At 57.1% G+C, this 25268-nt stretch carries 20 protein-coding genes and 3 tRNA genes; 4 read left to right on the top strand and 19 right to left on the bottom strand.

Going from position 1 to position 25268, the window contains the following annotated elements:
• Window positions 1–11: 11 nt before the first annotated feature.
• From rpoB to H8E27_03500, 13 genes are all read right to left on the bottom strand, one after another.
• A complete protein-coding gene (gene rpoB / locus H8E27_03560; protein MBC8324682.1) occupies window positions 12–3863 on the bottom strand; it encodes a DNA-directed RNA polymerase subunit beta in 3852 nt (1283 codons plus the stop codon).
• A 177-nt stretch (window positions 3864–4040) separates the two neighbouring features.
• Window positions 4041–4421, bottom strand: coding sequence for a 50S ribosomal protein L7/L12 (rplL, locus tag H8E27_03555; protein ID MBC8324681.1), 381 nt, complete (start codon window positions 4419–4421; stop codon window positions 4041–4043).
• Between the two features lie 143 nt (window positions 4422–4564).
• Window positions 4565–5074 carry a 50S ribosomal protein L10 gene (locus H8E27_03550; GenBank protein MBC8324680.1) on the bottom strand — a complete coding sequence of 170 codons (510 nt, stop codon included), beginning with the start codon at window positions 5072–5074 and terminating at the stop codon, window positions 4565–4567.
• Window positions 5075–5094: 20 nt separating this feature from the next.
• Window positions 5095–5796 (bottom strand): 50S ribosomal protein L1, encoded by a 702-nt coding sequence (locus tag H8E27_03545; protein MBC8324679.1) that lies wholly within the window; start codon window positions 5794–5796, stop codon window positions 5095–5097.
• Between the two features lie 67 nt (window positions 5797–5863).
• Window positions 5864–6289, bottom strand: a complete 426-nt coding sequence (rplK, locus tag H8E27_03540) for a 50S ribosomal protein L11 (protein MBC8324678.1) — start codon at window positions 6287–6289, stop codon at window positions 5864–5866.
• Window positions 6290–6312: 23 nt separating this feature from the next.
• Window positions 6313–6861, bottom strand: coding sequence for a transcription termination/antitermination factor NusG (gene nusG / locus H8E27_03535; protein ID MBC8324677.1), 549 nt, complete (start codon window positions 6859–6861; stop codon window positions 6313–6315).
• A 9-nt stretch (window positions 6862–6870) separates the two neighbouring features.
• The gene (gene secE / locus H8E27_03530; GenBank protein ID MBC8324676.1) at window positions 6871–7284 is read right to left on the bottom strand and encodes a preprotein translocase subunit SecE; all 414 of its coding nucleotides are present in this window, start codon (window positions 7282–7284) and stop codon (window positions 6871–6873) included.
• Between the two features lie 58 nt (window positions 7285–7342).
• Window positions 7343–7430 (bottom strand) — tRNA-Ser (locus H8E27_03525).
• Window positions 7431–7445: 15 nt separating this feature from the next.
• Window positions 7446–7521, bottom strand: a tRNA-Trp gene (locus H8E27_03520).
• A gap of 45 nt (window positions 7522–7566) precedes the next feature.
• Window positions 7567–8778, bottom strand: coding sequence for an elongation factor Tu (gene tuf, locus H8E27_03515; GenBank protein ID MBC8324675.1), 1212 nt, complete (start codon window positions 8776–8778; stop codon window positions 7567–7569).
• 45 nt (window positions 8779–8823) lie between these two features.
• Window positions 8824–8899: transfer RNA gene (locus H8E27_03510), tRNA-Thr, on the bottom strand.
• Window positions 8900–9160: 261 nt separating this feature from the next.
• Window positions 9161–10111 carry a ribonuclease HIII gene (locus H8E27_03505; GenBank protein MBC8324674.1) on the bottom strand — a complete coding sequence of 317 codons (951 nt, stop codon included), beginning with the start codon at window positions 10109–10111 and terminating at the stop codon, window positions 9161–9163.
• 21 nt (window positions 10112–10132) lie between these two features.
• A complete protein-coding gene (locus tag H8E27_03500) occupies window positions 10133–10903 on the bottom strand; it encodes a DUF1080 domain-containing protein (protein ID MBC8324673.1) in 771 nt (256 codons plus the stop codon).
• A gap of 104 nt (window positions 10904–11007) precedes the next feature.
• Here H8E27_03500 and mutY point away from each other — a divergent pair, with 104 nt between their 5' ends.
• Window positions 11008–12024 (top strand): A/G-specific adenine glycosylase, encoded by a 1017-nt coding sequence (gene mutY / locus H8E27_03495; protein ID MBC8324672.1) that lies wholly within the window; start codon window positions 11008–11010, stop codon window positions 12022–12024.
• 13 nt (window positions 12025–12037) lie between these two features.
• On the opposite strand, the gene H8E27_03490 is transcribed toward mutY, so the two are convergent.
• The 3 genes from H8E27_03490 to H8E27_03480 form a co-directional block, all read right to left on the bottom strand.
• Window positions 12038–12529: a hypothetical protein gene (locus H8E27_03490; GenBank protein MBC8324671.1), complete on the bottom strand. Its 492-nt coding sequence runs from the start codon at window positions 12527–12529 to the stop codon at window positions 12038–12040.
• Between the two features lie 163 nt (window positions 12530–12692).
• Entirely contained in the window at window positions 12693–13163 is a 471-nt protein-coding gene (locus H8E27_03485; protein ID MBC8324670.1) for a CAP domain-containing protein, read from the bottom strand.
• A 29-nt stretch (window positions 13164–13192) separates the two neighbouring features.
• Window positions 13193–13675, bottom strand: coding sequence for a DUF4339 domain-containing protein (locus H8E27_03480; GenBank protein ID MBC8324669.1), 483 nt, complete (start codon window positions 13673–13675; stop codon window positions 13193–13195).
• Window positions 13676–13759: 84 nt separating this feature from the next.
• On the opposite strand from H8E27_03480, the gene H8E27_03475 reads away from it, so the two are divergent.
• The gene (locus tag H8E27_03475) at window positions 13760–14212 is read left to right on the top strand and encodes a hypothetical protein (GenBank protein MBC8324668.1); all 453 of its coding nucleotides are present in this window, start codon (window positions 13760–13762) and stop codon (window positions 14210–14212) included.
• A gap of 12 nt (window positions 14213–14224) precedes the next feature.
• Window positions 14225–14650 (top strand): DUF4190 domain-containing protein, encoded by a 426-nt coding sequence (locus H8E27_03470; protein MBC8324667.1) that lies wholly within the window; start codon window positions 14225–14227, stop codon window positions 14648–14650.
• Between the two features lie 47 nt (window positions 14651–14697).
• On the opposite strand, the gene H8E27_03465 is transcribed toward H8E27_03470, so the two are convergent.
• Together H8E27_03465 and H8E27_03460 are read right to left on the bottom strand one after the other, a co-directional pair.
• The gene (locus tag H8E27_03465) at window positions 14698–16053 is read right to left on the bottom strand and encodes a hypothetical protein (protein MBC8324666.1); all 1356 of its coding nucleotides are present in this window, start codon (window positions 16051–16053) and stop codon (window positions 14698–14700) included.
• A gap of 7 nt (window positions 16054–16060) precedes the next feature.
• Window positions 16061–16687 (bottom strand): RNA polymerase sigma factor, encoded by a 627-nt coding sequence (locus H8E27_03460; GenBank protein ID MBC8324665.1) that lies wholly within the window; start codon window positions 16685–16687, stop codon window positions 16061–16063.
• A 174-nt stretch (window positions 16688–16861) separates the two neighbouring features.
• Here H8E27_03460 and H8E27_03455 point away from each other — a divergent pair, with 174 nt between their 5' ends.
• Window positions 16862–24367, top strand: coding sequence for a toxin-antitoxin system YwqK family antitoxin (locus tag H8E27_03455; GenBank protein ID MBC8324664.1), 7506 nt, complete (start codon window positions 16862–16864; stop codon window positions 24365–24367).
• On the opposite strand, the gene H8E27_03450 is transcribed toward H8E27_03455, so the two are convergent.
• Window positions 24364–25268, bottom strand: a 905-nt coding sequence (locus H8E27_03450; GenBank protein MBC8324663.1) for a hypothetical protein, incomplete at its 5' end; no start/stop codon positions are given. The two genes, H8E27_03455 and H8E27_03450, sit on opposite strands and share 4 nt — an antisense overlap.

Raw genomic sequence — 25268 nt, 5'->3', positions numbered from 1 at the left:
TTGGTTACAGGTTAGCTGGCGAGGATGGCCAGGGTGTCGTCAGCTTCGGCTTGGTTGTCGGCGGGGTTGGTGTAGCCCACGCCCACCTCGAGGCCGAGGGATTTCATTTCCTTGACGAGCACGTTGAAGGATTCCGGGATGCCGGCGTCCAGTGTATTGTCGCCCTTCACGATGCTCTCGTAAATGCGGGTGCGTCCCTGCACGTCATCGGACTTGACGGTGAGCAGTTCCTGCAAGGTGAAGGCCGCGCCGTACGCTTCCATCGCCCACACCTCCATTTCCCCGAAACGCTGGCCGCCGTACTGCGCTTTGCCGCCCAGAGGTTGCTGGGTGACGAGGCTGTACGGGCCCACCGCACGGGCGTGAATTTTGTCCGCCACAAGGTGGCCTAGCTTCATCATATAAATGTAGCCAACCACGATTTCCTGGTCGAACCGATCGCCGCTGAGACCGTCGTACAGATAGGCCTTGCCGTTTTCGCCGACCAACCGGTCGTTGCTCAATGCCGTCGCCTGTTTGAGGTAATCGCGGATATCTGTTTCCGGAATGCCATCGAACACTGGCGTGGCAAAGTGTAGGCCCAGCAATTTGGCGGCCCAACCGAGGTGAGTTTCGAGCACCTGCCCCACGTTCATGCGCGATGGCACACCGAGGGGGTTGAGCACGATGTCCACCGGAGTACCGTCCTTGAGATAAGGCATGTCTTCCTCAGGCACGATCTTGGCGACCACACCTTTATTGCCGTGGCGGCCGGCCATTTTGTCGCCAACCGAGAGCTTGCGTTTGGAAGCGATGTAAACTTTCACCTGCTTGACCACGCCGGGATCAATGTCGTTGCCCGCTTCCACGCGGTCCGCTTCATCGGCATGGGCCGTTTTCAAATCCTCAAAACGCTTGAGGAAGGTCCCCAGAATTTCGTTAATCTTGTTGCGGATCGGCGAGGGATCGATCTCGATCTTATCATACACACTCGCCAACTTGCGCAGGAGGGTTTTGGTAATCTTGCGGTTGGCAGGGATGATGATCTCGCCGGTCTCACTGTTGACCACGTCGAGCGGAATTTTTTCCCCGAGCAAAATATTCGAGAGCGCCTCGGTGAGTTGCTCCTGCAAATCAGTGAGCCGTTTCTTGAATTCGTCGGCAACCTGTTTCTCGCCTTTTTTGTTGGACGTCCTGGTGTCCTTCTCTTTTTTGGAGGAGACCTTCACATCCATCACAATACCGTAAGTCCCACTGGGCACTTTGAGCGAGGTGTCTTTGACGTCAGCCGCTTTTTCACCAAAAATGGCGCGCAGCAAACGCTCTTCCGGGGCCAGCTCGGTTTCGCTTTTGGGCGTGATTTTACCAACGAGAATGTCGCCCGGCTTCACTTCCGCGCCCACGCGAATGACACCATCGGCGCTCAAATCCGCCAATGCTTCCTCGCCGACATTTGGAATGTCGCGCGTGATTTCTTCCGGGCCAAGCTTGGTATCGCGGGCGCTCACTTCATATTCCGCGATATGGATAGAGGTGAACACATCATCTTTCACCACCCGTTCGCTGAGCATAATGGCATCCTCAAAGTTGTAGCCATTCCACGGCATAAAGGCGACGAGCACATTCTTGCCGAGCGCCAGTTCGCCATCCTCGGTGCAGGGGCCATCGGCAATGACTTGCCCTTTTATCAAAGTTTCATTGAGGTGCACCAGCGGTTTCTGGTTAACGCAGGTACCGGCGTTGGACCGCATGAACTTGCGCATTTCATAAACCCACATTCCGGATTCCGGATCGTGCTTGAATTTCCGTTTGTTGACCGGCATTTCGCCATCCTTGGTGATGATAATGCGCTCGCCGGTGACGGAAGCAACTTTGCCGGCCACTTCAGATTTCACCACCGCGCAGGAATCCTCGGCCAATCGCCGCTCCATACCCGTGGCCACCAGCGGCGCCTCGGTGATCAACAGCGGCACCGCCTGCCGTTGCATGTTCGAGCCCATCAACGCGCGGTTCGCGTCATCATGCTCAAGGAAGGGAATCAACCCCGCCGCCACGGAAATTAATTGTTTGGGCGACACGTCCATATAATGCACGCCCTTGGGCTCCACATCAATGAAGTCACCCCGCCGTCGACAAGAAACAAACTCGGTCAAAAATTTGCCTTTGTCGTCAATCTTCGCATTGGCCTGAGCCACTGTGAAGTTTTCCTCGGCATCGGCCGTGAGGTAATCAAGTTGTTCCGTAGCCCGCCCCTTTTCCACTTTACGATAGGGACATTCGAGAAAGCCGAATTCATTCACGCGGGCAAAGATTGCGAGGCTCGCGATCAGGCCGATGTTCGGGCCTTCGGGAGTTTCCACCGGACAAATGCGGCCGTAATGGCTCGGGTGCACATCGCGCACCTCAAAGCCCGCACGCTCACGCGATAGGCCGCCCGGGCCCAGCGCGGAGAGGCGCCGCTTGTGCGTCGTCTCGGCCAGCGGATTGATTTGATCCATAAACTGGCTGAGCTGACTGCGCCCAAAGAAATCGCGGATCACCGCGCTGAGCGCTTTCGGGTTCACCAGTTTGGCGGGTGTCATCGTGCCGCTTTCGCGATCGAACAACGTCATGCGCTCCTTCACCAAACGCTCCGTACGGGCAAGCCCCACGCGACATTGGTTGGAAAGCAACTCGCCCACCGTACGTACCCGCCGACTGCCGAGATGATCAATATCGTCCAGCACGCCGCCGCCCATTTTAAGGGTGAGCAAATAGCGGGTAGCTTCTACAAGATCGTGCCGGGTGAGCACGCGGGATTGATTGGGATCCTCGAAGCCCAGTTTCTGGCCGATTTTGTAACGACCCACGCGACCCAGATCGTAGCGTTTGGGATCAAAGAACAATCGCTTGAGCAGCGCGCGGCTATTGGCCACCGTGGGCGGATCTCCTGGGCGCAGGCGGCTGTAAATTTCTTTAAGTGCCTCCTCCTCATTGTGAGTCGGATCTTTTCTCATGCACTTGATGATAAGCCCTTCATCGCGGGTGGTATCCACCACACGAATTTTGCCCGAGTTCACCGCACCAATTTGCTTAAGCACCGCCTTGGACAGCGGCTCGAACGCGCGCGCCACGATCACGTTTTTCTCCGAATCAACCGCGTCCTCCACCAACACGAGGTTGGCCAGGTTCGCGTGTTTCTCAGCTGCCTTGAGAGAGATTTCTTCGATGTCGTAAAACAGCTCAAGAATTTCGGTATCCGTGCCCTTGAGAGATTCGTCCTCGAGAAAACACAGCGCCCGGAAAAACGTGGTAATCAAAAACTTACGACGCCGTTTCTTGCGATCGAGATACACATACAACAAATCACTGGTATCATACTGCGCCTCAAACCACGACCCGCGATCGGGGATGATGCGGAACGAATGCAGCATCTTGCCATTCGCGTGCTGGGAGGCCTCAAACGCCAGACCCGGCGAACGGTGCAACTGGCTGACCACCACGCGCTCCGCGCCATTAATCACAAAGCTGCCGGAGGGCGTCATCAGAGGCATCTCGCCCATGAACACTTTTTCCTCCTTCACACCCTTCCCTTCCTTCAACTGAAAAGTCACGTACAGCGCCGCACCGTATGTGCCGCCATCGTCGAGGGATTCAAGCCAGGTTTGCTTGGGCGGGGTGATTTCATAGCTATGAAAATCAAGCATGATGTTTCCATCATAACTTTCGATGGGAAACACCTCTTTGAACACGGCCTGAAGGCCTTCATTCTTGCGCTTATCAGGCGCAGTCCCAATTTGCAGAAAATCGACGTATGAGTCGCTCTGGATTTCAATGAGGTTGGGCGGTTCAATGACCTCATTGATTTTACCGAAGTTGATCCGCTCGTTTTTGTTCGCTGCCATATCGCTATTGTTCTGTGCCGGCTACTGGCCGACGGGGTTACCCCCAAATTGTTGTCACGTTAACCCATCCAAGAGCGGCTCCGCGGATCCGCTTGTGTGTGCCCCGGCCATCGCTTTCGCAATCACCGAGGCGGCCGGCGGAGGATGCCCCCCGCCGGTGCCCGGTAAAATACCAAGCTACTTGAGCTCGACCTTTGCGCCGGCTTCTTCGAGCGCTTTCTGGGCCGCTTCGGCCTCATCTTTGCTCACGCCTTCCAGCAAGGTGGCGGGGGCGCTTTCCACGAAATCCTTGGCTTCTTTCAGTCCAAGTTCCGATTTGATGCCGCGCACCGCTTTAATGCAGGGAATCTTTTTGCCGCCGTCGCCGACGAAGATGACGTCGAAGGAATCCTTTTCCTCCGCCGCATCGCCACCGCCTGCGGCGGGGCCGGCCACGGCCACTGCTGCGGGAGCAGCGGCGCTGACGTCCCATTTCTCTTCAAGTTTTTTCACCAGATCGGCGGCCTCAATCACGCTGAGTTCGCTCAAGCTGTCTACAATTTTATCCAGATCTGCCATTTTGTTTTTTCTTTCTTTTGTGTCGTCTCGTCGTCCCTCTGGCGGAAGGGATTTCAGTGCGCCGCCTGCGTCCCGACGATTTACAGTGGTTCGTGTTTTAACCGCCCACCGCACCCGCGGCAGACGAAATTGTTTAATTCGTTTTAGCCTTTCTCGGACTTCGCCTGAATGGCGCGGGCCAACATCGTGGCCGGTGTGCCAATCACGCGCGCAATCGCCGTGGCCGGTGCCTGAATAGTCCCGAGCAGTTGGCTGCGCAATACATCCAGCGAAGGCAGATCGGCCAGCCGATTCACGGCCTCGCCTTCCAGACGTTCTTCGCCAAGGTAACCAAAGTGAATGTTCAGCCGCTTGATGCTTTGGCCGTATTCCTTAATCACCTTGGCGGCACCGGCGATTTCGCTTTCGCCGGTGACCACGGCCACCTGTCCGGACAGGCCGCCGTTGAGATCGCCCACGCCGGTTTCTTCGCAGGCCTTCCGGAACACGGAGTTTTTCACCACGTGAATTTCCGCGCTTTCCGCCCGCAACTTACCGCGCAGCTCCTCAAACTGCGCCATGGTGACGCCGGTGTAATCGGTGGCAATAAAGTAGGGCGACGCGTTGAGCCGCTCCACGTATTCATTCGTCAAAAATTGTTTTTCCGCTCGCATTGTTTTGCTCCGTTGCTCCGTTAGTCTTGTTTGCCGAGGTCTTTGATATCCACTTTCACGCCGGGGCTCATCGTGGCGCTGATCGTGCAGCTATTTAGATACGTGCCTTTGAACGAATCCGGCCGGGCTTTCATGATCGCGTCTACCGCCGCGCGCGCGTTGTCCAGCAACTTTTCTTGGCTGAAAGATGCTTTACCGACGACAACGTGGAGGTTGGCAGATTTGTCCACTTTGAATTCCACGCGTCCGGCTTTCACCGCGGTGACTGCTTTGCCGAGGTCTTCAGTTACCGTTCCGGTTTTGGGGTTGGGCATCAATCCGCGCGGGCCGAGCTGGCGGCCGAGCTTGGAGACACCGGCCTTCATCGCTTCAGGAGTGGCCACGGCGACGTCGAACCCGGTCCAACCGCCTTCCACTTTCTTGATTAAATCTTCGAAGCCAACGTGTTCTGCGCCGGCGGCTTTGGCGGCATCGGCTGCCGCGCCTTCGGCGGTGAAGGCGGCCACCACAATTTTCTGGCCGCTACCGTGCGGCAGTGAAACGGTGCCGCGCACCATTTGATCCGAGTGCTTCGGATCCACCCCCATCCGGAAGCTGAGCTCCACGGTTTCGTCGAATTTCGCCTTGGGAAAACCCGCCAGCACGCCGATGGCGGCCTGCAGTCCCTGACGCTCATCCCCGTTCAGGGATTCCTGTGCTTTACTATATCGTTTGCTTGGCATGTTGTGTTTGCGGTGCAATCGGACGTACGCCCTCCCGCGGTTTTATTTGTTCAAAAATTTCAAAAAACTATCCACGCACTTCAATGCCCATACTGCGGGCCGTGCCGGCGATGATGCGAATGGCTTTCTCATCGTCGAACGCATTCAGATCGTCCTGTTTGGTTTTCACAATTTCCAATAATTGCGCCTTGGACACGCGACCCACTTTGTCTTTGTTGGGCGTTCCGCTGCCGGAAGCGATGCCGGCGGCTTTCTTTAGCAATTCCGCTGCGGGCGGGGATTTGAGGATGAAGGTAAAGCTTTTATCCTGATAAACCGTGATGACCACCGGCACAATGGTGCCGGCCATGTTCTGGGTTTTGGCGTTAAATTCTTTGCAGAAGGGCATGATGGGCACGCCTAACTGACCGAGCGCCGGGCCCACGGGCGGGGCGGGCTTGGCGTCCCCGCCGGGGATTTGCAGCTTGATGATTCCGATTTCTTTTTTGGCCATTCCGTTTTCCTATAAAATGTGGGTTATTGTTTTTCGACTTGCCAGTATTCCAGCTCCACCGGGGTGCTGCGGCCAAAAATATCAATGGTGACCTTGAGCTTGCCGCTCTCCGGATCGATCGCCTCAACGGCGCCATTGTAGTTGAGGAACGGACCGTCGTTGATTTTTACAATCTCGTTCACTTCAAAATTTACTCTCGGCCGTTCGGTTTCTTCCGAATCGGCAATCTGCGATTGGATATCTGCGATCTCAGCGGGCGGCGTGGGTTGCGGTCGTTCGCCGCCCACAAATCCGATGATGCCCTGGGTGCCGTTAATGAAATCCCACGGCGCGGCATGAATACGGCCTTCGTCGTCGTAGAGGTTTACCTCCATAAACATATAACCCGGATAGAGTTTCCGCTGGGTGGTGGTTTTTTTCCCGCCGCGCACTTCCACCACTTTCTCCATGGGCACGAGCACTTCTTTGATGTACTCGGCCATCTCCTCATCGCCAATGCGTTTGGCGAGGCTTTTCTCGACCTTTTGCTCCTGTCCGGAGAGGGTCTGGATGACGTACCATTCGTGTGCCATAAAAAATTCCTAACTGCCCATTAACCGATCCCAAATGATAAAACGGACAATTTTATCCGAGATCACCGTAAATAGTCCGAGCATCACGGAGGAAATCATCACCACCACGATGTGCTGCTTCAGTTCGTCCATTGTGGGCCACGTGCTCTTGTACAGTTGCTCCCGGGTTTCACCGATGAATTTACGGAAGGAGGCGATGTACCCCTTGCGCCACAAAACCACAAACAACGCAAAGCCCGCGGCTAACCAAAAGATCGTCCAGCCATCAATGCCCCCGCCGGGGGTGTCCTCGGCCTTGTCGCTGGACGCGCCTTTGGGGTCGGTGGATTCATGAACCGTGCCGACGGGCGCAGGTAGCGCGCCCGAAACCGCGGGGATTTCAGGCGCGTTGCCGGCTGCATTAGTATTCGTGGTTGCTGCCATCTGTGTTCAATTCAATAACTGTCGTTGCTACCCATGTCGGCGGCGGTCGCGTCCCGGTTGGCGGAGGGGGAGGGATTCGAACCCCCGGTACCTCGCGGTACAGCGGTTTTCAAGACCGCCGCATTCGACCACTCTGCCACCCCTCCGATTGCCGTCAATGTTGGCACGGCGAGAGGGAGTCGAACCCCCAACCTGCGGTTTTGGAGACCGCTGCTCTGCCAATTGAGCTATCGCCGTATAAACGAACGATGGGTCCGAACCCCGGGGTGAGGCGGATTGCGCCTATGCGGTTATGCTCACCACCCGGCCGGAACCAATGGTGCGGCCACCTTCACGAATGGCGAAGGTCAAGCCTTCCTCCATCGCCACGGGCTGGCCGAGCTCCACGTCCATAATTACGTTGTCACCGGGCATGGCCATTTCCACGGTGTTCTTGTCATCCGAATCGCGCAGCTCATGCACCGATCCGGTGATGTCGCTGGTGCGGAAAAAGAACTGCGGGCGGTAGTTGGCAAAGAACGGCGTGTGACGGCCACCCTCGTCTTTGCTCAACACATAAACCTGCCCCTTGAAACGGGTGTGCGGCTTGATGCTGCCGGGCTTAGCCAACACTTGGCCGCGCTCCACTTCACCCTTCTTTTTGCCGCGCAGCAACACGCCCACATTCTCGCCGGCGCGCGCTTCGTCCAGCAACTTGCGGAACATTTCGATATCCGTCGCCACGGTTTTTTCGGTCTCTTCCTTGATGCCGACCAGTTCCACCTCATCCATCTTGTTAAGGACGCCACGCTCCACGCGACCGGTGGCCACCAGACCGCGACCTTCAATAATGAAAGTATCCTCAATGCACATCAGGAAGGGTTGATCCTCCGCACGAGCCGGCTCGGGGATGAAATCATCACAGGCCTTGAGCAAATCCTTGGTGGCGTTCACCCACTTCTCTTCGCCCGCCATCGCGCCGGTGGCGCTCATTCGGGTGACGGGGGTGTCGTCGCCGGGGAAGTCGTATTTGCTAAGTAATTCACGCACTTCCATCTCCACAAGATCCAGCAGCTCATCGTCGTCCACGAGGTCAGCTTTATTGAGCGCCACCACGATGCTGGGCACACCCACCTGGCGGGCAAGCAGCACGTGCTCTTTGGTTTGCGGCATCGGACCGCTGGAAGCGTCCACCACCAAAATCGCGCCGTCCATTTGCGCCGCGCCGGTGATCATGTTCTTCACGTAATCCGCGTGACCCGGGCAATCGACGTGCGCGTAGTGGCGCGACTCGCTCTCGTACTCCACGTGGGCCACGGCGATGGTCACCGTCTTGGTTTCATCACGCACGTTACCGCCCTTGGCGATTTCCGAATATTCCTTGATTTCCGCCAAGCCGTCTTTCGCCTGCACCGCGAGGATGGAGGCGGTCAGCGTGGTTTTGCCGTGGTCGACGTGACCGATAGTGCCGATATTAACGTGGGGCTTGGCCCGCACAAATGATTCCTTAGCCATGCTGCTTTCTCTTCCTTCTGTTTCTGGTTAACGTTTTACTAAAACTGGAGCCCTTGACCGGATTTGAACCGGTGACCTCGTCCTTACCAAGGACGCGCTCTACCAACTGAGCTACAAGGGCACGGTTACAATTAATTTCCTGATCAACTCTCTAATCTCAACAAACGACAAAACCCCATACCACACTCCCCAAATTCCTCGGAAAAGTGGCTAGGCTTTGTTCGTTTACATCTCGTTTTTAACCGCCCAACACGTTTTAAACACGTTCCATACACAATTTATCGCATTCAAAACACACCCATTGGGGCCGTCGGCGGGTGAGGGAAACTAGCGATTCAAGGCTGCGAGTCAACGTTTTTTTTATTTTTTTTGAAAAAGTTATTCACCGAGGCGGTTCCGGTTGCCCCAACGCCCTCGCCGCGTTGCGGAAATGCACCTTCGCCACCTCCCCCAAAATCGACTCGCCTTGCTCTGCCACCAGTTCTTTGGCCACCACATCGACCGGTTTCCCACCGCCTTTTGGCAATGTTTTACCCACTTTTTCGCTCAATTCGGCTATTTTTTGCACAAACACGTCCCGAGCCAATATGGATGCCCCGGCCACTGCGAGGTCTTCTTCTGCTTTATGCCGCTGGACAAGCTCCAGTCCGCGCCCCAATTCCATCAACGCATTGGCCACTGTCGACTTACTGCGGGCGAATTGATCGCTGATCGCCCGCTCCGGTCGCGGATCCATTTCGGCGCCGCGTTCCAGCAAATTTTCAATCACCCGTGCGTGGCCCCACGCGAGCATTTGATTCACCGTCCGCATTTTTTTGTGCATCCGATTGTAAGTCTCTGGGCCAATCGGCACGACGGTCCAAATGCATCCCGGCGTGCTACGAATCACTTTCGCCAGCTCACCAATGCGTTGGTCGCTCTTCACCCGTTTGGAATCTTTGATGCCTTTTTCCTGCCAATGCCGCACGACCGATTCATTAACATAAACTGCGGCGATGACCAGTGGCCCAAAAAAATCTCCCTTGCCTGATTCATCCACGCCCAAGCGCGGCTGAATGAAATCCGGGTTGATCTCCGCCTCATAACCCAGCCGCGCTTCCTTGAGAATTTCCGGCTCGAGCACAAACTCCACAAACTCCCGCGTGCCTTTGCCCTGAATCAACAGCTTGCCGCTGTTATAGAAATTTACGTTGAGTTGATTGCGATGGCCCGCGAAGCGCGTATACGGCACCGCGCGCATTTCGTAATCGCGTTCCAATAAGTACGCCTCGAGCTGCGCTGCTTGCGTCTCGTCGAGTTTGCAGGTGTACGAGGTGAGTGCCTTTTCCGCCATCAATCCGCCATCAATCCGCCGTTACTTCTCCAGCACCATCAGCTCCACTTTGCGAAACTCCACCGGATGACTTTCCGACTGCAATGAAATGTATCCCGCCTTCAAGCTTAACGCATCACCTTTAATGAGTTTCTTCGCATCCGCATCGCGCGGATCATATTGCGGCTTGGTGTACGCCATCACTTCTTTGCCATTCACAAAATGCTTAATTACCTCGCCACCGCGCACTTCCACTTCCACCGTCACCCATTGATCGCCGGGATACGTTTCGGATTTACTGTTAAAACAATGGCGCGTATGCAGCTTGCCATCCATCTCCACATGGGTGCCCGGCGTGCAAAGATTCGCCGTTGTGCGCTTGCCCTTTTCCGGGCCACCCAGCAATTGCACTTCAATCGATACTGGAAAATCCTGGTTCAACCCCATCGATTTTGGATCCTGACAATGCAGCATGATGCCGCTGTTACGCCAAGCCCAGCCCGGGCCACCTTTGATTTGCTTGCCCACAAAACGATGCTCCACGCGGATGCGATAATGTGAAAACGAGTCCTTATAAAAAATATGGCCGAACTGTTCATCAAACCCGTCATAGCCCTCATAGCCCACTTGCAACAAACCTTCCTTCACACGGAAAGTGTCTTTGAAATTTTTACCCAGCGGTTGGCCTTTAATTTTCACCGTCCAGCCCTCGAGATTTTTCCCGTTGAACAACGAAACCCATTTCCCCTCCGCCTTCACGTTCAAGCAAAGCGCAAGACAAACCCACAACGACAATCTGGAAATCAATTGCATGTCCCTTGTGTACACCAGCCAAGCCCCGGCGCAAACGCAAAACGCAATCACGCAACCGTCCAATTGAACTTGGCCGCCATCGGTTTTCCCTTCACCGTCGCCGCGTGTCGCATCATCGCAAAGCTCGCCGCCTCGTTCCGCATTTGCTGGATTGGTATGCGGCAAATGCACGGGACTTGCCGTGGCGGCGCACGCGGGATGCGTACGCCATTTGGGTTTCCGAAATCATGCTGCAACAAACACAGGTGGCAACGGTGATCCCGTTTTGGCAAAAATGGATGCGCGCGCTGCCGTCGATTGAAAAACTCGCGCGCGCCAAGCCCGAGCACGTGCTGAAGCTCTGGGAGGGCTTGGGCTACTATTCCCGCGCGCGGAATCTCCAAGCCGCGGCGAAGCAAATTGTCAGCAAACACAAAAATCGCTTCCCAAACGACCCCGAAGCCATTCGCGCCTTGCCGGGCATTGGCCGCTACACCGCCGGCGCGATCGGCAGCATTGCTTTTGGGCGGGCGGAGCCGATTGTGGATGGCAATGTCACGCGCATCCTCACGCGGATTTTTGGCATCCGCGAACATCCAAAAGATAAATCCACGCAAGATCAACTTTGGAATTTGGCTGAAATGCTCGTGGTCAAAACGAAAAATTGTTCGGCGCTAAATCAATCGCTGATGGAACTGGGTGCTACTGTCTGCACTCCGCGCCAACCCAATTGCAACCAATGCCCCGTGGCCCGGGCTTGCGTGGCGCGACGGCAAAATGCGATCGACGCGATCCCCGCCAAGAGCCGCGCAATCGAGTACGTAGTCAAACAGATTGAGGTATACCTCATCACACGCGGCCCGCACTATCTTGTGCAGCAACGGCCGAACGACGCAGTGAATGCGGGGTTTTGGGAATTTCCAAATAGCGATTCAGGTTCACACTATGCGATCCCCAAAAACACGGCCCCGATCGCCACCGCTCTTCACACGATTACGCATTTTCGGATCGAGCTCAAAGCGTACCCGATTCATCACGAACATGCTCAAAGCTCTCAAAGCAAATGGTGCACAATCAACGAACTAATGAAACTCCCCTTCACCACAGGGCATCGGAAGCTACTGAAAAAACTGCGAAGCTAACCCAACCCCGCCGCTAATACTCGATGGTGCAGTTGGGAAGCGTGTCCTCGAGATCCATGATCTCCGCGCTGCTAAGATTCGTGTTGCCTTTGATCATCAGCACTTCAAGGTTTTTCAATCCGTACAAGGGCTTTAACTTGGTGATGTCATTAAAATTCAGGCCGAGCCACGAGAGTTTAGGGAAGTTGGCACACACGGCAATATTGGTGAGCTTGTTGTTAATCAGGTTTAATCGCTCGAGGTTGACCAGCTTTTTCAAGGGAGCGATATTGCTGATTTGGTTGCGGCTGAGATTGAGTTGATCCAGCAAAACCAAATCAGAAATCGGCTTAAGGGCACTGATCTGATTGCCCTGCAGCTGCAGCTGCACCAGATTTTTCAAGGACGCCAGAGGCTTCAAATCCGAAATTTCATTATCCACCAACGAAAGGTTGCTGACGGAGGTTAACTTGAGCAAGGGCTTGATGTTGACGATGTTTTTGCCGGAAAAAGTGGCATCAAACACTTTTTCAAAGTCAGCTTTTGTAAGCGTTCCCTTGGGGTTCTTCGCAATTTTGCGAACTAAAGATAAGATGATATCGGGGTCCAAGCGGCGACTGTAGCACTTTAAAAACCGGATGTAAATCCCGCACTTAAAAAAATTTGCACTATGAAATCTCCCACACTCATTAGTGAGCGCGCACGAAAAGCTGGGTGAAATAATATTTACCGGCAGCGGATTTAGCGATGGCGATGGCGGTGTGAGTGAAGGGGGCTTCCATTGCTTCGCGATGGGAAGAGCTCTCACGCCATGATTGCAATGCACGCGCGGCCGGATCAGTGTGGCCATAATTGAGAGCGAGGTTTTCCGAACATTTGCTGAAAGGCCGAAACCGACGGATCTCCTGAGCACGCGACTGAAAGTAGCGATGACTAAAAGGCCGTCGCTCTTGCGCCATTGCCGCACTGTGTCGGCGGGCCACGGGGACGATGCGGGCGTCCCATTTCAAAACCCGCAAGCCGCGGGCGGCACGATGTTTATTCACCAAATCAAACGTGCGCCGGGCCATTGCGGTGAGTTCAGCAGAATCCTCCGCCGGTTGCCAACCGACATCCAACGGTGGTGCTGTGGTGCAGCCGAGGGCCAGAAGTGTTGCCACCAAAATCAGTTTTGTCAGTTCAGAAAAAATCACCGCTTCTGAATTTCAATCTCTCGGATGTTAAAATAGTTCACGCGCTTTTCCTTGCGCGCACCGCCGACGTCGATGGAAATAAAACAATGATCGCCTTTCACATCGGCAATGCGAAAGACGGCGAAGGCTCCTTCGCGGGTTTGCATAAAGAGCGCCTCGGGATTTCCGTCGGGATTGAGCTTTTGGAATCGGCCCAGCTCAGTATCGAAAAAGCGTTTGTTAAACTTAGTGATGTCCGAGGTGTAACGGGCGACCACTTCTGTTTGCACCGGCGCCGCGCCGGGCGGGGGGGAAGGCGGCGCACCGGGAGCGGCCGTGCCAATCACGCCCGGCACTTCGATAACATTCATCCAATCGGGCGCGCCCTCGTACCACGCTTGATCGGTGGGCAAAATCTGACCGCGCTTGAGATATTCGCGCGCTTCATCCAGTGGATACGGCCCGAACGCTTCGCCCTCGCGCATAAAATGCAGCAGCATCAGCCAAGGGTGCGCGGAGGGCTTCGGATTGGCGATGCTATTCTTTCATAGACAAACCGGAATAATTTTGATAGACAATCCCGCATGAAGTCCCGTGCGATACTCTTGGGGGCAGTCTTGGCGCTGCTCATCACTCCCGCGACTCAAACCCAAGCCGGCGAACGTCTGGTGGATGGCTCCGGTGGAGCGTACCTCGCCGAAGTGGTGGTGCGCCCGGTGAGCTTGGCGGGCACGATTTTGGGAACTGGATTTTACATTATCACATGGCCCTTCTCCAAAGCCTCTGGCAGCAGCGAAGCGGCCAAGCGCGAGCTGATCGACAAACCTTTTGACGCCACCTTCAAACGCAAGTTCGGCGATTTTACGGCCCTAAAAAAAACTGAAACCGCGCCCTCCCCCGCGCCAGTAAACCCATCAGCTCAACCCATTGTTCAATCCAAACCCGAACCACAACCGGCCGCACCCGCAGCAAACACCACGCCACAACCGTCTGCCCAATCGCAACCCGTTCCCGCTCCCCAAACGGAAGATCGATAAACCCTTATGGTAATGCGCAATCCCAAACCGGTAGAAGTTGAAGGAACTGTGGAATCAGAAACTAAACCGCCCGTCGTGGAAGAATCCACGAATGGAGAACAACCCGATCAACCGCCGTTGATTGAAAAATCAGCTGGCGATTCAGAATCTCCCGCAACGGCGGAATCCACCCAACCGGAACGCGTGAGTGCATTGGCCGTGATCAGTGCGGTCAGCAGCTCGCTGGGATTTTTAGGGGTGACGAGTTTGATCGGTCTGGGGCTGGGCATCATCGCGTTGAGGCAAATGACCCTGAACCCTCAACTAACCGGTCGTCACCTGGCGATCTTCGGCGTGTGCCTCTCGGTTTTCTGGCTCGGCCTGCTGATTGCAATAGGTAGCATAATGTGGGTGGGGCTATCGCTATTGAATGCGTTGTTTAACGCAATTTTCGGTTGAGACGAAAAAGGTCGTCTGGCTTGCCGAACACACTCGGCTACGCTCGGCTACTTTTTCTTAATCTCATCCGCAGGCGCTTTGCCGGCGGCCTTGGTATCGAGATAAGCATCGACCGGAAAATTGTCTTTGCCAATCCGTGCGTTACCAAGCACGCGCATGCGGGCGATGGCACGGATGGCTCCCATATTTCCGTTTAAATTCTTTGGCGCCTTTCCGGCAAAATTATTTGGACCCCCTTCGGGTAATGCGGCAACACTTGGTACGCTGAGTGGTGGAGCCTGTCCGGCTCCTGCAGCACTCGGCCGCGCGAGGGATTGAGGATGAGCGACCACGCGTGGGTTCAGCGTGCCATCTTTTTTGCCAAGCACAGAATTGTCCAGCGTCGCTTCGAAGATAACCAGTTGCTGGAGCGTTTTGTTGGTGCCTTGCACGCGGAAAAACGCCTGACTACTCTGCCGTGTTTTTGCTCGGGCCGGGTTAGCCGCTACATTCGCGTGATAGGCGCCGCCGCCAGCAATACCACCACCTCCACCCCCTTCGCCGGGCTCGGCCAATAATTTACGTTCCTCGGCTTCGGGCATAGCTTCTTCATTGATGACGTTACCGGAATAAATCGAGCCGTCGCCATCGACTACGCGGATGGTGTTGCCGACGCGCTTAAGTTCGAAATTCACGAGCACGGGTTTGGGCAATTCCTTATTCTTGACCGTCCGCATTGCGGAAACTCCGGGACCGCTGCGGGCGCGGGATTGCTGTGCGAAGTTCAGCTGCATCTCGCGGGCGTGATTGTAGTAGTTGCCATTTTCCATCGCTATGTTTTGGCGCGAAGGCATATTTCGTACCGGCGTGGGCCGTGGTGCGGGTTGATTGGGAGCGATTAATGGTTGCGAAGGCACGGCTTGCACGGTGACGGTATTGCCGGGTGAGCCGGGCACGGAACCTTTGGCAGCCATTCCTCTGCTCATTCCGCCCAAACCCCCGCTCGCCGTTTTGGACTCGTCGGTAGCATGAGCCGCATCGCGGTTCAGGTCATCGAGCGAGGCATCAGCGGTGCCCGCTTTTATTTGAGAATTGGATTCAGGTGAACCGGGGTTGGCTTGAGCCATTGAATCTGACTCGGATTGAAATTGCGAAAGGGACGAAACGCCGAGCACTACGATAGCGGCGGTCATCCCGCCAAGGGCCCAGCGCATCCAGCCGTGCGAGGGTGCGGCGGGTTCGGCGGGTTCGGCGGAGATTTTCGGGGTGGCGGAGCCCGTCGAATTCTGCCGGCGCACTTCGGCCATTAACATAGCGCGGGTGGGCTCATCGAATTCCACGGGGTCTTCGTTCCATTGGTCGCGCCGCTGTTGCCGGTAGGCTTTCAGCCATGCTTCCATCTTGCTGTTTTCTTGTTCAGACATATTCTGCCTACTTTTTAGACGGGATTGCGCCGGTTTTCTCCCTGGAAAATAGCTGACGCATCACGTTCTCTAGTTTATCCCTGCATTTACTGAGCCGGGAACTGACGGTTTTTTCGTTTAAATCGAGTTCTTCGCTGATTTCGCGGTAGTTCAAATCGCCAAAATAGCGGAGCTCCAAAATTTGCTGGCACGGCCCGCCCAGCTCTTCGAGCCCTTGGCCGACAAGATGCCATTTCTCGTCGCGGGTCATTTCCTCATCGGGCGAAGGCAACGGGCTGGGAGGGTCCAACAGGCGGTTGCCTTCGTCATCTTCCGCCTGCAACGAGAGCGGCACTTGCCCGCCACCGCGTTTGGCGGCGTGGAGCTTGGCGCGGTAATCGCGGCTCTTGTTGGCGGCGATGCGAAAGAGCCAGGTTTGCAACCGGCTGCGTCCGCTGAAGCCTTTGAGGTTTTTTACAACCGAAAGAAAGACTTCCTGGCACACTTCATCGGTATCCTCGCGCGAGAGATCCGAGGCGAGTTGGAACACAAAACGCCCCACCGCCGCGTAATGCTCGGCAAAGAGTTCTTCCCACGCGTCGTCTTCTCCGTCACGACAGCGTTGGATCATCTCGCGTTCGGCGTCCAGATCCATTCCGGTTAAGGTAGCGCGATTTCGTGCATCTTGCCAGCGCGTATTACGGCAATGGATTGACGGGAGGAAACGGCTCGTTGCTCCCGTCCATTAAGTGTCATATTTGTCAACCCGTGGCTTTTCGCTGGTATCGATCCGCGAATATGACAGAATCGGCCAAGCCCTTTTATTGCAATGAAAACAATCTTCGCCCTCATCCCCGCTCTCTTTTTCACCCTCAATAGTTTGCACGCCGCCGTCGCGCCGCCCACGCCTCCCAAGACCGGCCCGGTGATCGTTCACGAAATCCGCTACACCGGCCAGCTTACCGACGACGCCGCCAGCTTCACCGCCGCGCTTAAGATAGAAAGCACCAACACCGTCGCCACCGCGCTCACACTGTTCCAGGGCGAGCTGGCCATCATCGATCCCAAACTCCCCTCCGGCCTGCGCCTCGGGCGAATTCAAGATGGCTACCAGCTCATCGTCGAGAAGCCCGGCCAATATAATCTCTCCCTCAGCCTCCTGCCGCGCATCACCAAAAAAGATCCGCTGCGGCAAATCGATTTCACCGGCCCGCCCGCCACCATCGCCGCACTCACCGCCGCCGTCGCCGGCAACGGACAGGAACTCGAGCTCCTCTCCGGCACACCCCTCCCGCGCACGGGAAACAAAGCCGCCGTGCGCGGCGCGCTGGGCGCGGACCGCAAGGTTTCGCTGCGTTGGCAAACCAAAGTAACCGAGCAAGTACGGCGCGTTTTATTGACCACCCAAACCGCCGCGACCATTCACCTCAACCCGACCGTTGCCAAATTCACCACGCGGTTCAACTACGACATCCTCCAAGGCAAACCCACCAACCTCACCGTCGCCCTGCCCGCCGGCCAATCGATCACCAAAGTTGACGGTAAAAATATCAAAAACTGGGCCGTGACCGACGGCACGTTGAACATTGATTTTGTCCAGCCCGCTGAAAAAACTTACGCGCTCACCCTCCTATCCGAGCAGCCACTCGCCGCCGCCGCCGCCGGCCTCACCCCGCCCGCGCCGATGGGCGTGGAACGCGAGAGCGGTAATCTCCAACTCACCGCCGAGGATGTGACCGTGGAAACCGGCACCATCCAAGGCCTTCGCAAAGTCAACGCTGCCGCCGGCCAAATCGGTGCGTGGCGGTTCTTTGGCCGCACGCCCTTTGCGCTCCCGGTCACCACCAAACGCATCGAACCCTCCGTGGGCGCACACAGTGCGGTGGACGCCCATCTTTCCGAAACCCGTCTGCGCGCCTACCACCGCGTGTCGCTTAACGTCACCAAGGCCGGCATTTATTCGCTCACCCTTGGCAATGCCGCCGTACTCACCGGCACCAATAAATTCACCGTGGCAAACGTCACCGGCACCGGCCTTACTGATTGGAAGCTCGACCCCGCCACCGGCCTCATCACGCTGCAATACCAAAGCCGCGTGCTGGGCAACCGCCTGGTCACAGTAGAGCTGGAAAAACCCGCCGACAAATCGCAGGCGAACTTTACCTTGCTGCCACTCAATGTCGCCGCGCGCGCAAAGGAACCTTTCGCGTTGGACCGCCAAACCGCCCGCATCACCGCGCGCGCCTCGGCGGGGTTGCGGCTCTCGGGCGGTGCGTTGCGGTCCGCGCGCGAAATCGCCGCCGGCGCCGCCGAAGCCCTCGCCTTCACTGCCACCCAACCGGATTGGTCAGTCACCTTTTCCGCCGAACGCCTTGAAGCCATCGTCACCGCCGAAGTCTTCAACCTCGCCACCATCGGCGACGGCCTCTTGCGCGGCAGCGCCACCATTCGATTCGGCATCGTGAATCAAGGCGTGCAATCCTTCACCGTCCGCGTGCCCGGCACCAATGACTGGAAAAATGTGGAGTTCGCCGGAGCGAACATCCGCGCTCGCCAAGCGACCCGTGCCGCTGATGGCGCCACGGTGGATTGGACGCTCACACTGCAGGAAAAAGCATGGGACGGCTACACGCTCGTGGTGAGCTACGACAATCAGTTTGACAGCAACGCCGGCAGCCAATCGCTCGGCGTGGCATTACCGCAACACCTCGAGCGCGTCACCGGCACGCTCGCCCTGACCGGGGCCTCCAACATCGAGCTGACCCCCAACCCCGCCAAAACCGGCCTGCGCCAAATCGATGCTGCCGAGCTGGACGAAGCCGATCGCGGCGTGGTTAATCGCTCTATTTTATTTGCCTATAAATATGACGCCGAACCCAAGCGACTACCCGTGGCGATTAATCAGCACACGACCGAAGAAGGGCTCGACGCCGTGGCGGATCGTTCGCTACTGAGCACGCAAATCAATCCCGACGGCCAGCTTATCACGCTTGCCGCGTACACGGTAAAAAACACCAACCGCCAGTTCATGGGCATCACCCTGCCCGCCAAGGCCAACCTCACCTACACGAGTGTGGACGGCGAATCAGTCACGCCCCGCACCGATGCTGATGGCAAAGTGCTGGTGCCGCTCCCCTCGAGCCTCAACCGTAATCACGCTTTTTATGTGGAAATAATGTACACCGAAGAACTCTCCGGCGAAGTGCGCAAACGCGGCGCGTTCGCCAGCCTCGCGCCGGTGGACCTCCGCCTCGAAGCGCCGCGGCCGGACCTCCCTCACACCGGCAATGCCTGGCAGGTTTACCTCGACCCCACCTCGCACGAGCTGTTCGATTTCGGCGGCAACATGGTTCCCCAACGCGCGGAACCCTATCGCTGGGTCAATGTATGGCGCGATTTTAACCGCGTGCTGCGCCGCACGCATTGGGATTCCGTGGTGGGACTGCTCGTCTTTTTCGGCATCGCCTTCGGCCTGTTACAGCTCGCCCTGCGCAAAGGCCGCAAGGCACTGCTCATCGGCGCGGGCGCCTTGATCGCGCTGCTCGTTGTTAGCGCAATCCTGATGCCGACAGTCGCCCGAAGCACATCCAGAGTTTTCAAAACGGCTGACGGTTATGCGGATACGGGATCCAACGAAAACTGGGGCGCGGATGACGAAGCCCACTCTCCCGGTGAACGCGGTGGCGGAAGCGAAGGGGAAGAGCGCGCCGAAGGAGGCAAATACGATTCCCCCACCCAAACCACCTCAAGCAAACCATCCCCACCCAAATCCCCCGCACCGAAACCGGCGCAACCAAGCAAACCGGGCAACAGCGGAACAGCTGATCCCGCCACCGGATTGCCCGGCGGCACCGGCGGTATGGGTATGGGTGGCGGCGGTGGCGGAATTCCCGGGGGAGGCGAAGGCCCTACCGCCGGTCGTGGGCCCGGCAATACTTCCACCCGCACACCAATGGTGCAGGGCATTCGCGGTGTGCGGCAGACGATCCCCGCCAATGGCCGCGTGTTTAATTTTACCAAAGCCATTCATTCGAGTGAAACCGGCGATGACGCGATGGTCATCGAGGCGCAAGTGATGGATTCAGGTCAACGCAAAGTGCGGCGCGGGCTGTTTCAGTTGCTCGCTTTGCTCACCGGTTTGTGGGTGCTGTGGCGGCAATTCCGAGTGCCGGAAAATCGCCACACGCTCGTTATCACCGGCGGCATCGCGATGGCGTACGGTGCGGTGATTTGGATTTGTTTCCAGGAACAATCCGTCCACCAACTTTTTGCCTGTACCCTCTGGACCCTCGGGCTCGCGGTGCTGGCGTGGGTGACGTGGTACTTCTGGCCCTCGTGCCAAGCGTGCCAAACCACACCGGCGGAACCGACGGAAGAAATTTCCAACGATGACGACAGCAGCACCGGCGGCAGCACTTCAGGCGGGGCCGCGGCCACGGCGGCGTTGGCGATTTTCCTCGGCCTCCAAGGCACGCTCGGCGCTCAACCGACCGCGCCCGCAGCCAAGCTCACGCCGGAACAAATTCGCCAAACGCTCATCGATTTGCTCTCGCCCAAAGCCACCGGCGCCAAGCGCATCTCAGAAGCGCAATTGCAAGACCGCAACGGCACTCGCTTTGAGGTGAATGCGGACGCACCCTTCACCGGTATTGTCACCGGTTCATTTGCCAATCAACAAAAACGCATCGAAAGCCATTATCAAAACGGCCAGCTGCACGGCGTGGAAACCTTATGGCACGAGAACGGCTCCAAACGCTCGAGCAGCCCGTACGCCAAAGGCAAGCTGCATGGAACTCAAACCAGTTGGCGACGCGACGGCACGCAGTCGGGCCAACAGATTTATCAAACCGGCAAACTTCACGGCAACCAAATCACGTGGCATCCCAACGGAAAAAAAGCCACCGAAACACCGTGGGCCCAAGGCGAGCCACACGGTCTCGCACGCCAATGGCACACCAACGGCAAGATCGCCCGCGAAGTGCGCTGGGACCGCGGGCGGCAGCTTTCCTTCGATACGTGGGACGCCAAAGGCGTGCGCGCCAACGCCGGCACCAACACCGTCAGTTTGGTATCCGCCATTTATAATGTGACCGTGCATCCGAAGGTGGCCATTGTGGAGGCGGAATACACGCTCGACACGCGCGCGGACGCGCAAGCCTTTACCCTCTTCCGCGAGCACCTCGCCATCGATTCGTTTAGCTGCACGCAAACCGGTGCCACACTTCGCCGCGCCGGGCCCACGCTGGAAATCAAGCTCCCCAACGCCGGCCAAGCCACGGCCAAAGTGAAATTCCTCATCAAACACACCGGCGACGCCGCCCAACGCGCGCTTGCCTTTGGCATTCCGCCCGCGCTCGTCAGCCACGTGGTAGCGACGCTCAACGAACAGGACGCCGAAATGGAATTGCCCACCGGGGTCACCGCCAAAACCGAGGCGGCGGGTGATGCCACCACCCTCACGGGCATCATCGGCGCCAACGATTCGCTACGCCTCACCTGGAAACCCCGCGTGCAAAAGGCCCGCGAGATTGCCGCTACAGTATTTGTGCAAAACGCCAGCCATGTGACGTACCAACGCGGCCTCGTGCGCACTCGCACGCAGCTCGATTATCAGGTGACCCAGGGCGAACTTCACCGCGTGCGCGTGCAACTGCCCCCCGCCGCGGCCGGCCACAAGCTGATGCGCGTCACCGCACCGAATCTCCGCAACTGGGTGATGGGGGATGGCACCGATGACTCCGTGCTGGTGGTGAACCTCACCAAGCCGGCCACCCAAAACTGGCAGCTCGTGCTCGAACTCGAGCAACCGCTCGCCGCCCCGCCCAATGAAGCCGCCGTGACTGTGCCGCACGCACTGGATGTGAAACGCGAAAACGGATTGGTCGGCCTCCAAGCCGGCGATGACCTCGGCCTCACCGTCGCGCAATCGGTTAACCTCACCAAAAAGAATACCGAAGATTTCACCGCCGTGGTGAAAGCCACCGCGCCAATGCACGTCTTTAGCTATCTGAATACATTTACGCTGGCCGCGCAAGTGGCCGCCGTACAGCCGCGCCTCGAGGCGGAAGTGCGCCAGCATTTCCACGTGGGCGCCAACGCGCTGCAACTCACCAGCCACGTGAATTATACCATTAAGAAAACCGGAATCTTCAATCTCTCACTGGCATTACCCGAAGGCTATCGCGTGGAGAAAGTCCACGGCGCAAACATCGCCCGCACCAACCTCGCGGATGGCCAATTGGAAATCACCCTCAGCCAGCGCATGATGGGCGCGTACGGCGTCCGGATTGATTTGCAAAAACAACTTCCACTGGCCGCCACGGTGCCCGTGGCCGGGGTGCATCCGCTGGGCACACACAAACTCACCGGCTTTGTGGCCGTGGGCAGCGAGCCGGGGCTGGAAGTCTCCGCCGGCGTGGCGCAGGGGTTAACGGAAATTCCCGCCGCCGAGTTGCCCAGCCGCCAACCCAACGCGCCCGGCCACGCCTTCGGCGCGATGCCCTTCACGCTCGGCGCCAATGTGCTGGCGTACAAACACATCACCACGATGCCCGATGATTCGCTGGGCTGGAGTCTCACGGTGAACACCGCGCGCCGACCGGTTTGGGCCACGGCCGAGGTAGTCAATCATTTGAAAGTGAGTGAGACACACTTGGAAGGACGCACCGTGATTCGGTATTCCATCAAGAACGCGCCAACGCAGGAATTTCGCATTCGTGTTCCAGAGCAGTTCAAGAATGTGGAATTTGAAGGCAAAAATATTCGCAGCAGACAAACCGACCCCGAAGTCATCACGGATTGGATCGTGCGTTTGCAAAATAAAACGATGGGCACGTACGACCTCTCCTTCACGTGGGAATGGAAAGACTGGAGTCTTTCGAAGACCAATCAATTCACCTTCACCGGCCCACAAGTGCAAGGCACGCAAATGCCCGCCGGCCAATCACCGGTGGATCCCACCGTGGAACGCGAGACCGGCTGGGTGACCGTGCAAGTGGCCAACACCACACCGTTGCAGGTGGAGGAAGCCACCGCCGTGGCCGATCCGCTCGCGGCAATGGACGCGGCCAACCTGCCCGAGCGCACGCAGATGGATCCGCCGCCCGCATTAACGTATCAATACCTGCGGCCCGGCTGGCAACTCGCTGTGCAGGTGAACCAGTTTGAAACCGCCGCCGTGTTGCAAACCAGCATCACCGCCACGCGATTCACCAGCGTACTCACACAGGACGGCCGGATGCTCACGCAGGCAAGATTACAGGTGGTCAACAACGGCGGGCAAACGATGACGCTCGAATTACCCGGCAGCGACGACCGGCTGTGGTCTGCCTTCGTGGCCGGCCAAGCGGTGCGCGCCGCGCGCACGCAAAAGGGCGCGCACCTGTTGCCGCTGGAGCAATCGGAAAACAACACCGCCTTCACTGTGGAGTTCACCTACGAAAGCAGCACGCCCTTCCCCGATGGCAGCGGCCAGGTGAAGCTTGAGTCCCCCCGCCTCAACGTGCCCCTGCAGGACGCCCAATGGAAACTCCACCTCCCGCGCGATTACAAATACACCAACTTCGAAGGCTCAATGACCCACTCGAAGCCACGCAATCAATACCCGCACCCAATGCGCCAAGCCCAACAGAGCACGCTCCTCAACACTTTACAAACCGAGGCCATGCCCAACAATGATATGGACCAACGGGCTTACGAAAGCAAAACTCTCAATGATGAAAAAGGGAAAAAGGAAGAACAATCAAAACTGTTTTCCAGCACGCTCAAAAATACGGTCGACAACATCAAGGCCGGAAACGTGGAGGACGCCAACCGGTACTTCGACCAAGCCCGCCGACAAGACGCTGCCAACTCGAATTCAGACCGGAAAAAACTGAGAGAATTGGAACGGCAAGTTCGCCAACTGCAGGCCCTCAAACTGAATGAGTCGCAGTTCGAATTCAACAACCGCAACTCCGCCCGCTACGCGCTACAAGCCAACCTCCCCAACCAAAAACCCGCCGGCCAATCGCAATCCATTGCCCAACACGCTGGCGACAACGCCGAGGCTGCACTCGAGCAGGTGGAGATGCTGCAAAAATCACAGGAACTCACCGAACGCACCGTGGCCCCGCTGCACATCACCCTTCCCCTCCACGGCACGGTGCATCAATTCACCCAAAGCCTGCAAATGAAACCCGGTGAACCGATGACCATTGAGTTTGAAGCGGTGAACACCGAAGACCCCGATTGGCTGATCGCACTCGGCGCACTCCTCCTCGCGCTGGCAATCTTATACGGATTCGTGAAACTCACCCGCGCCGCCCTGCGCAAGCCAACGGAAGAAAACGCCTAATAATACTGGATGGCTTTTTTGATCACGGCCTTGATTGTTTTGCCGTTATCCGCAGCAGACGTTCCTGTCGCTGCGCCTTGGTAAGTCACTGAAGGATTAGAATAATACGGAAGGCGGGCTTCGCCGGCACTCTTTTGATAACTCAATAAAGTCCGATATTTTTTCTTGTCCGTACCTTCAAACCGCCAACCATGCGAATAGCCGAAAGCGCCTTTGCCCGCGCCTGAGCCCTGATCTTTGGCGTGCGCGCAACCCAGATTATGCCCAATTTCATGAGCGAACGATCGGATCGGACTGCCGATCGCCTTTACTTTGCACACACTGAATGCCGCCCCTTTATTGCCACTCGCACTCCCCACATGACCCATTCCCATAGTGGAACCGTTTGAGCTTTTTACCAGCATGGACACTAAATCCGCTTTATGTTTATTGCGCCAACTGGCGACCTGACTGTCCTTGGCAATTTTGCCGATATCCGACCCCAGATTTCCGTTGGAAGTGTGGGCAAATTTTTCAGTCGCAACCAGCTTGGCCCGTTCACTCACGCCGCTGTTCTTAAGGGCCGTGTTGACATTTCCAACAGCCGCACCAGCCAATGATTTGATTCCGTTATCCCCACCTTTTTCCTGCGCCGCAGCATCGGTATAGAGCACCAAAATATCCAACGTCGAAGAGGACGAGGAACTCCCACCGGAACTCCCACCGGAGTTGCCACCGGAGTTGCCACCGGAGTTACCGCCAGAGTTACCACCGGAGTTGCCGCCGGAGTTGCCGCCGGAGTTGCCGCCGGAGTTGCCGCCGGAGTTGCCGCCGGAGTTGCCGCCGGAGTTGCCGCCGGAGTTGCCGCCGGAGTTGCCGCCGGAGTTGCCGCCGGAGTTGCCGCCGGAGTTGCCGCCGGAGT

The sequence above is a fragment of the Limisphaerales bacterium genome (genome assembly GCA_014382585.1).
Classification (GTDB): Bacteria; Verrucomicrobiota; Verrucomicrobiia; order Limisphaerales; family UBA1100; genus JACNJL01.
This window is presented reverse-complemented; position numbering and strand designations above follow the sequence as displayed.

Excerpts from the sequence above, each read along its gene's own strand:
- H8E27_03475 (MBC8324668.1), top strand. The coding sequence starts at position 13,760 with ATGAAGTCCCGTGCGATACTCTTGGGGGCAGTCTTGGCGCTGCTCATC.
- H8E27_03550 (MBC8324680.1), bottom strand. The coding sequence starts at position 5,074 with ATGCGAGCGGAAAAACAATTTTTGACGAATGAATACGTGGAGCGGCTC.
- tuf (MBC8324675.1), bottom strand. The coding sequence starts at position 8,778 with ATGGCTAAGGAATCATTTGTGCGGGCCAAGCCCCACGTTAATATCGGC.
- rplL (MBC8324681.1), bottom strand. The coding sequence starts at position 4,421 with ATGGCAGATCTGGATAAAATTGTAGACAGCTTGAGCGAACTCAGCGTG.
- H8E27_03500 (MBC8324673.1), bottom strand. The coding sequence starts at position 10,903 with ATGCAATTGATTTCCAGATTGTCGTTGTGGGTTTGTCTTGCGCTTTGC.
- H8E27_03505 (MBC8324674.1), bottom strand. The coding sequence starts at position 10,111 with ATGGCGGAAAAGGCACTCACCTCGTACACCTGCAAACTCGACGAGACG.
- secE (MBC8324676.1), bottom strand. The coding sequence starts at position 7,284 with ATGGCAGCAACCACGAATACTAATGCAGCCGGCAACGCGCCTGAAATC.
- rpoB (MBC8324682.1), bottom strand. The coding sequence starts at position 3,863 with ATGGCAGCGAACAAAAACGAGCGGATCAACTTCGGTAAAATCAATGAG.
- H8E27_03470 (MBC8324667.1), top strand. The coding sequence starts at position 14,225 with ATGCGCAATCCCAAACCGGTAGAAGTTGAAGGAACTGTGGAATCAGAA.
- H8E27_03455 (MBC8324664.1), top strand. The coding sequence starts at position 16,862 with ATGAAAACAATCTTCGCCCTCATCCCCGCTCTCTTTTTCACCCTCAAT.
- H8E27_03465 (MBC8324666.1), bottom strand. The coding sequence starts at position 16,053 with ATGTCTGAACAAGAAAACAGCAAGATGGAAGCATGGCTGAAAGCCTAC.
- rplK (MBC8324678.1), bottom strand. The coding sequence starts at position 6,289 with ATGGCCAAAAAAGAAATCGGAATCATCAAGCTGCAAATCCCCGGCGGG.
- H8E27_03545 (MBC8324679.1), bottom strand. The coding sequence starts at position 5,796 with ATGCCAAGCAAACGATATAGTAAAGCACAGGAATCCCTGAACGGGGAT.
- H8E27_03480 (MBC8324669.1), bottom strand. The coding sequence starts at position 13,675 with ATGCTGCTGCATTTTATGCGCGAGGGCGAAGCGTTCGGGCCGTATCCA.
- nusG (MBC8324677.1), bottom strand. The coding sequence starts at position 6,861 with ATGGCACACGAATGGTACGTCATCCAGACCCTCTCCGGACAGGAGCAA.
- H8E27_03460 (MBC8324665.1), bottom strand. The coding sequence starts at position 16,687 with ATGGATCTGGACGCCGAACGCGAGATGATCCAACGCTGTCGTGACGGA.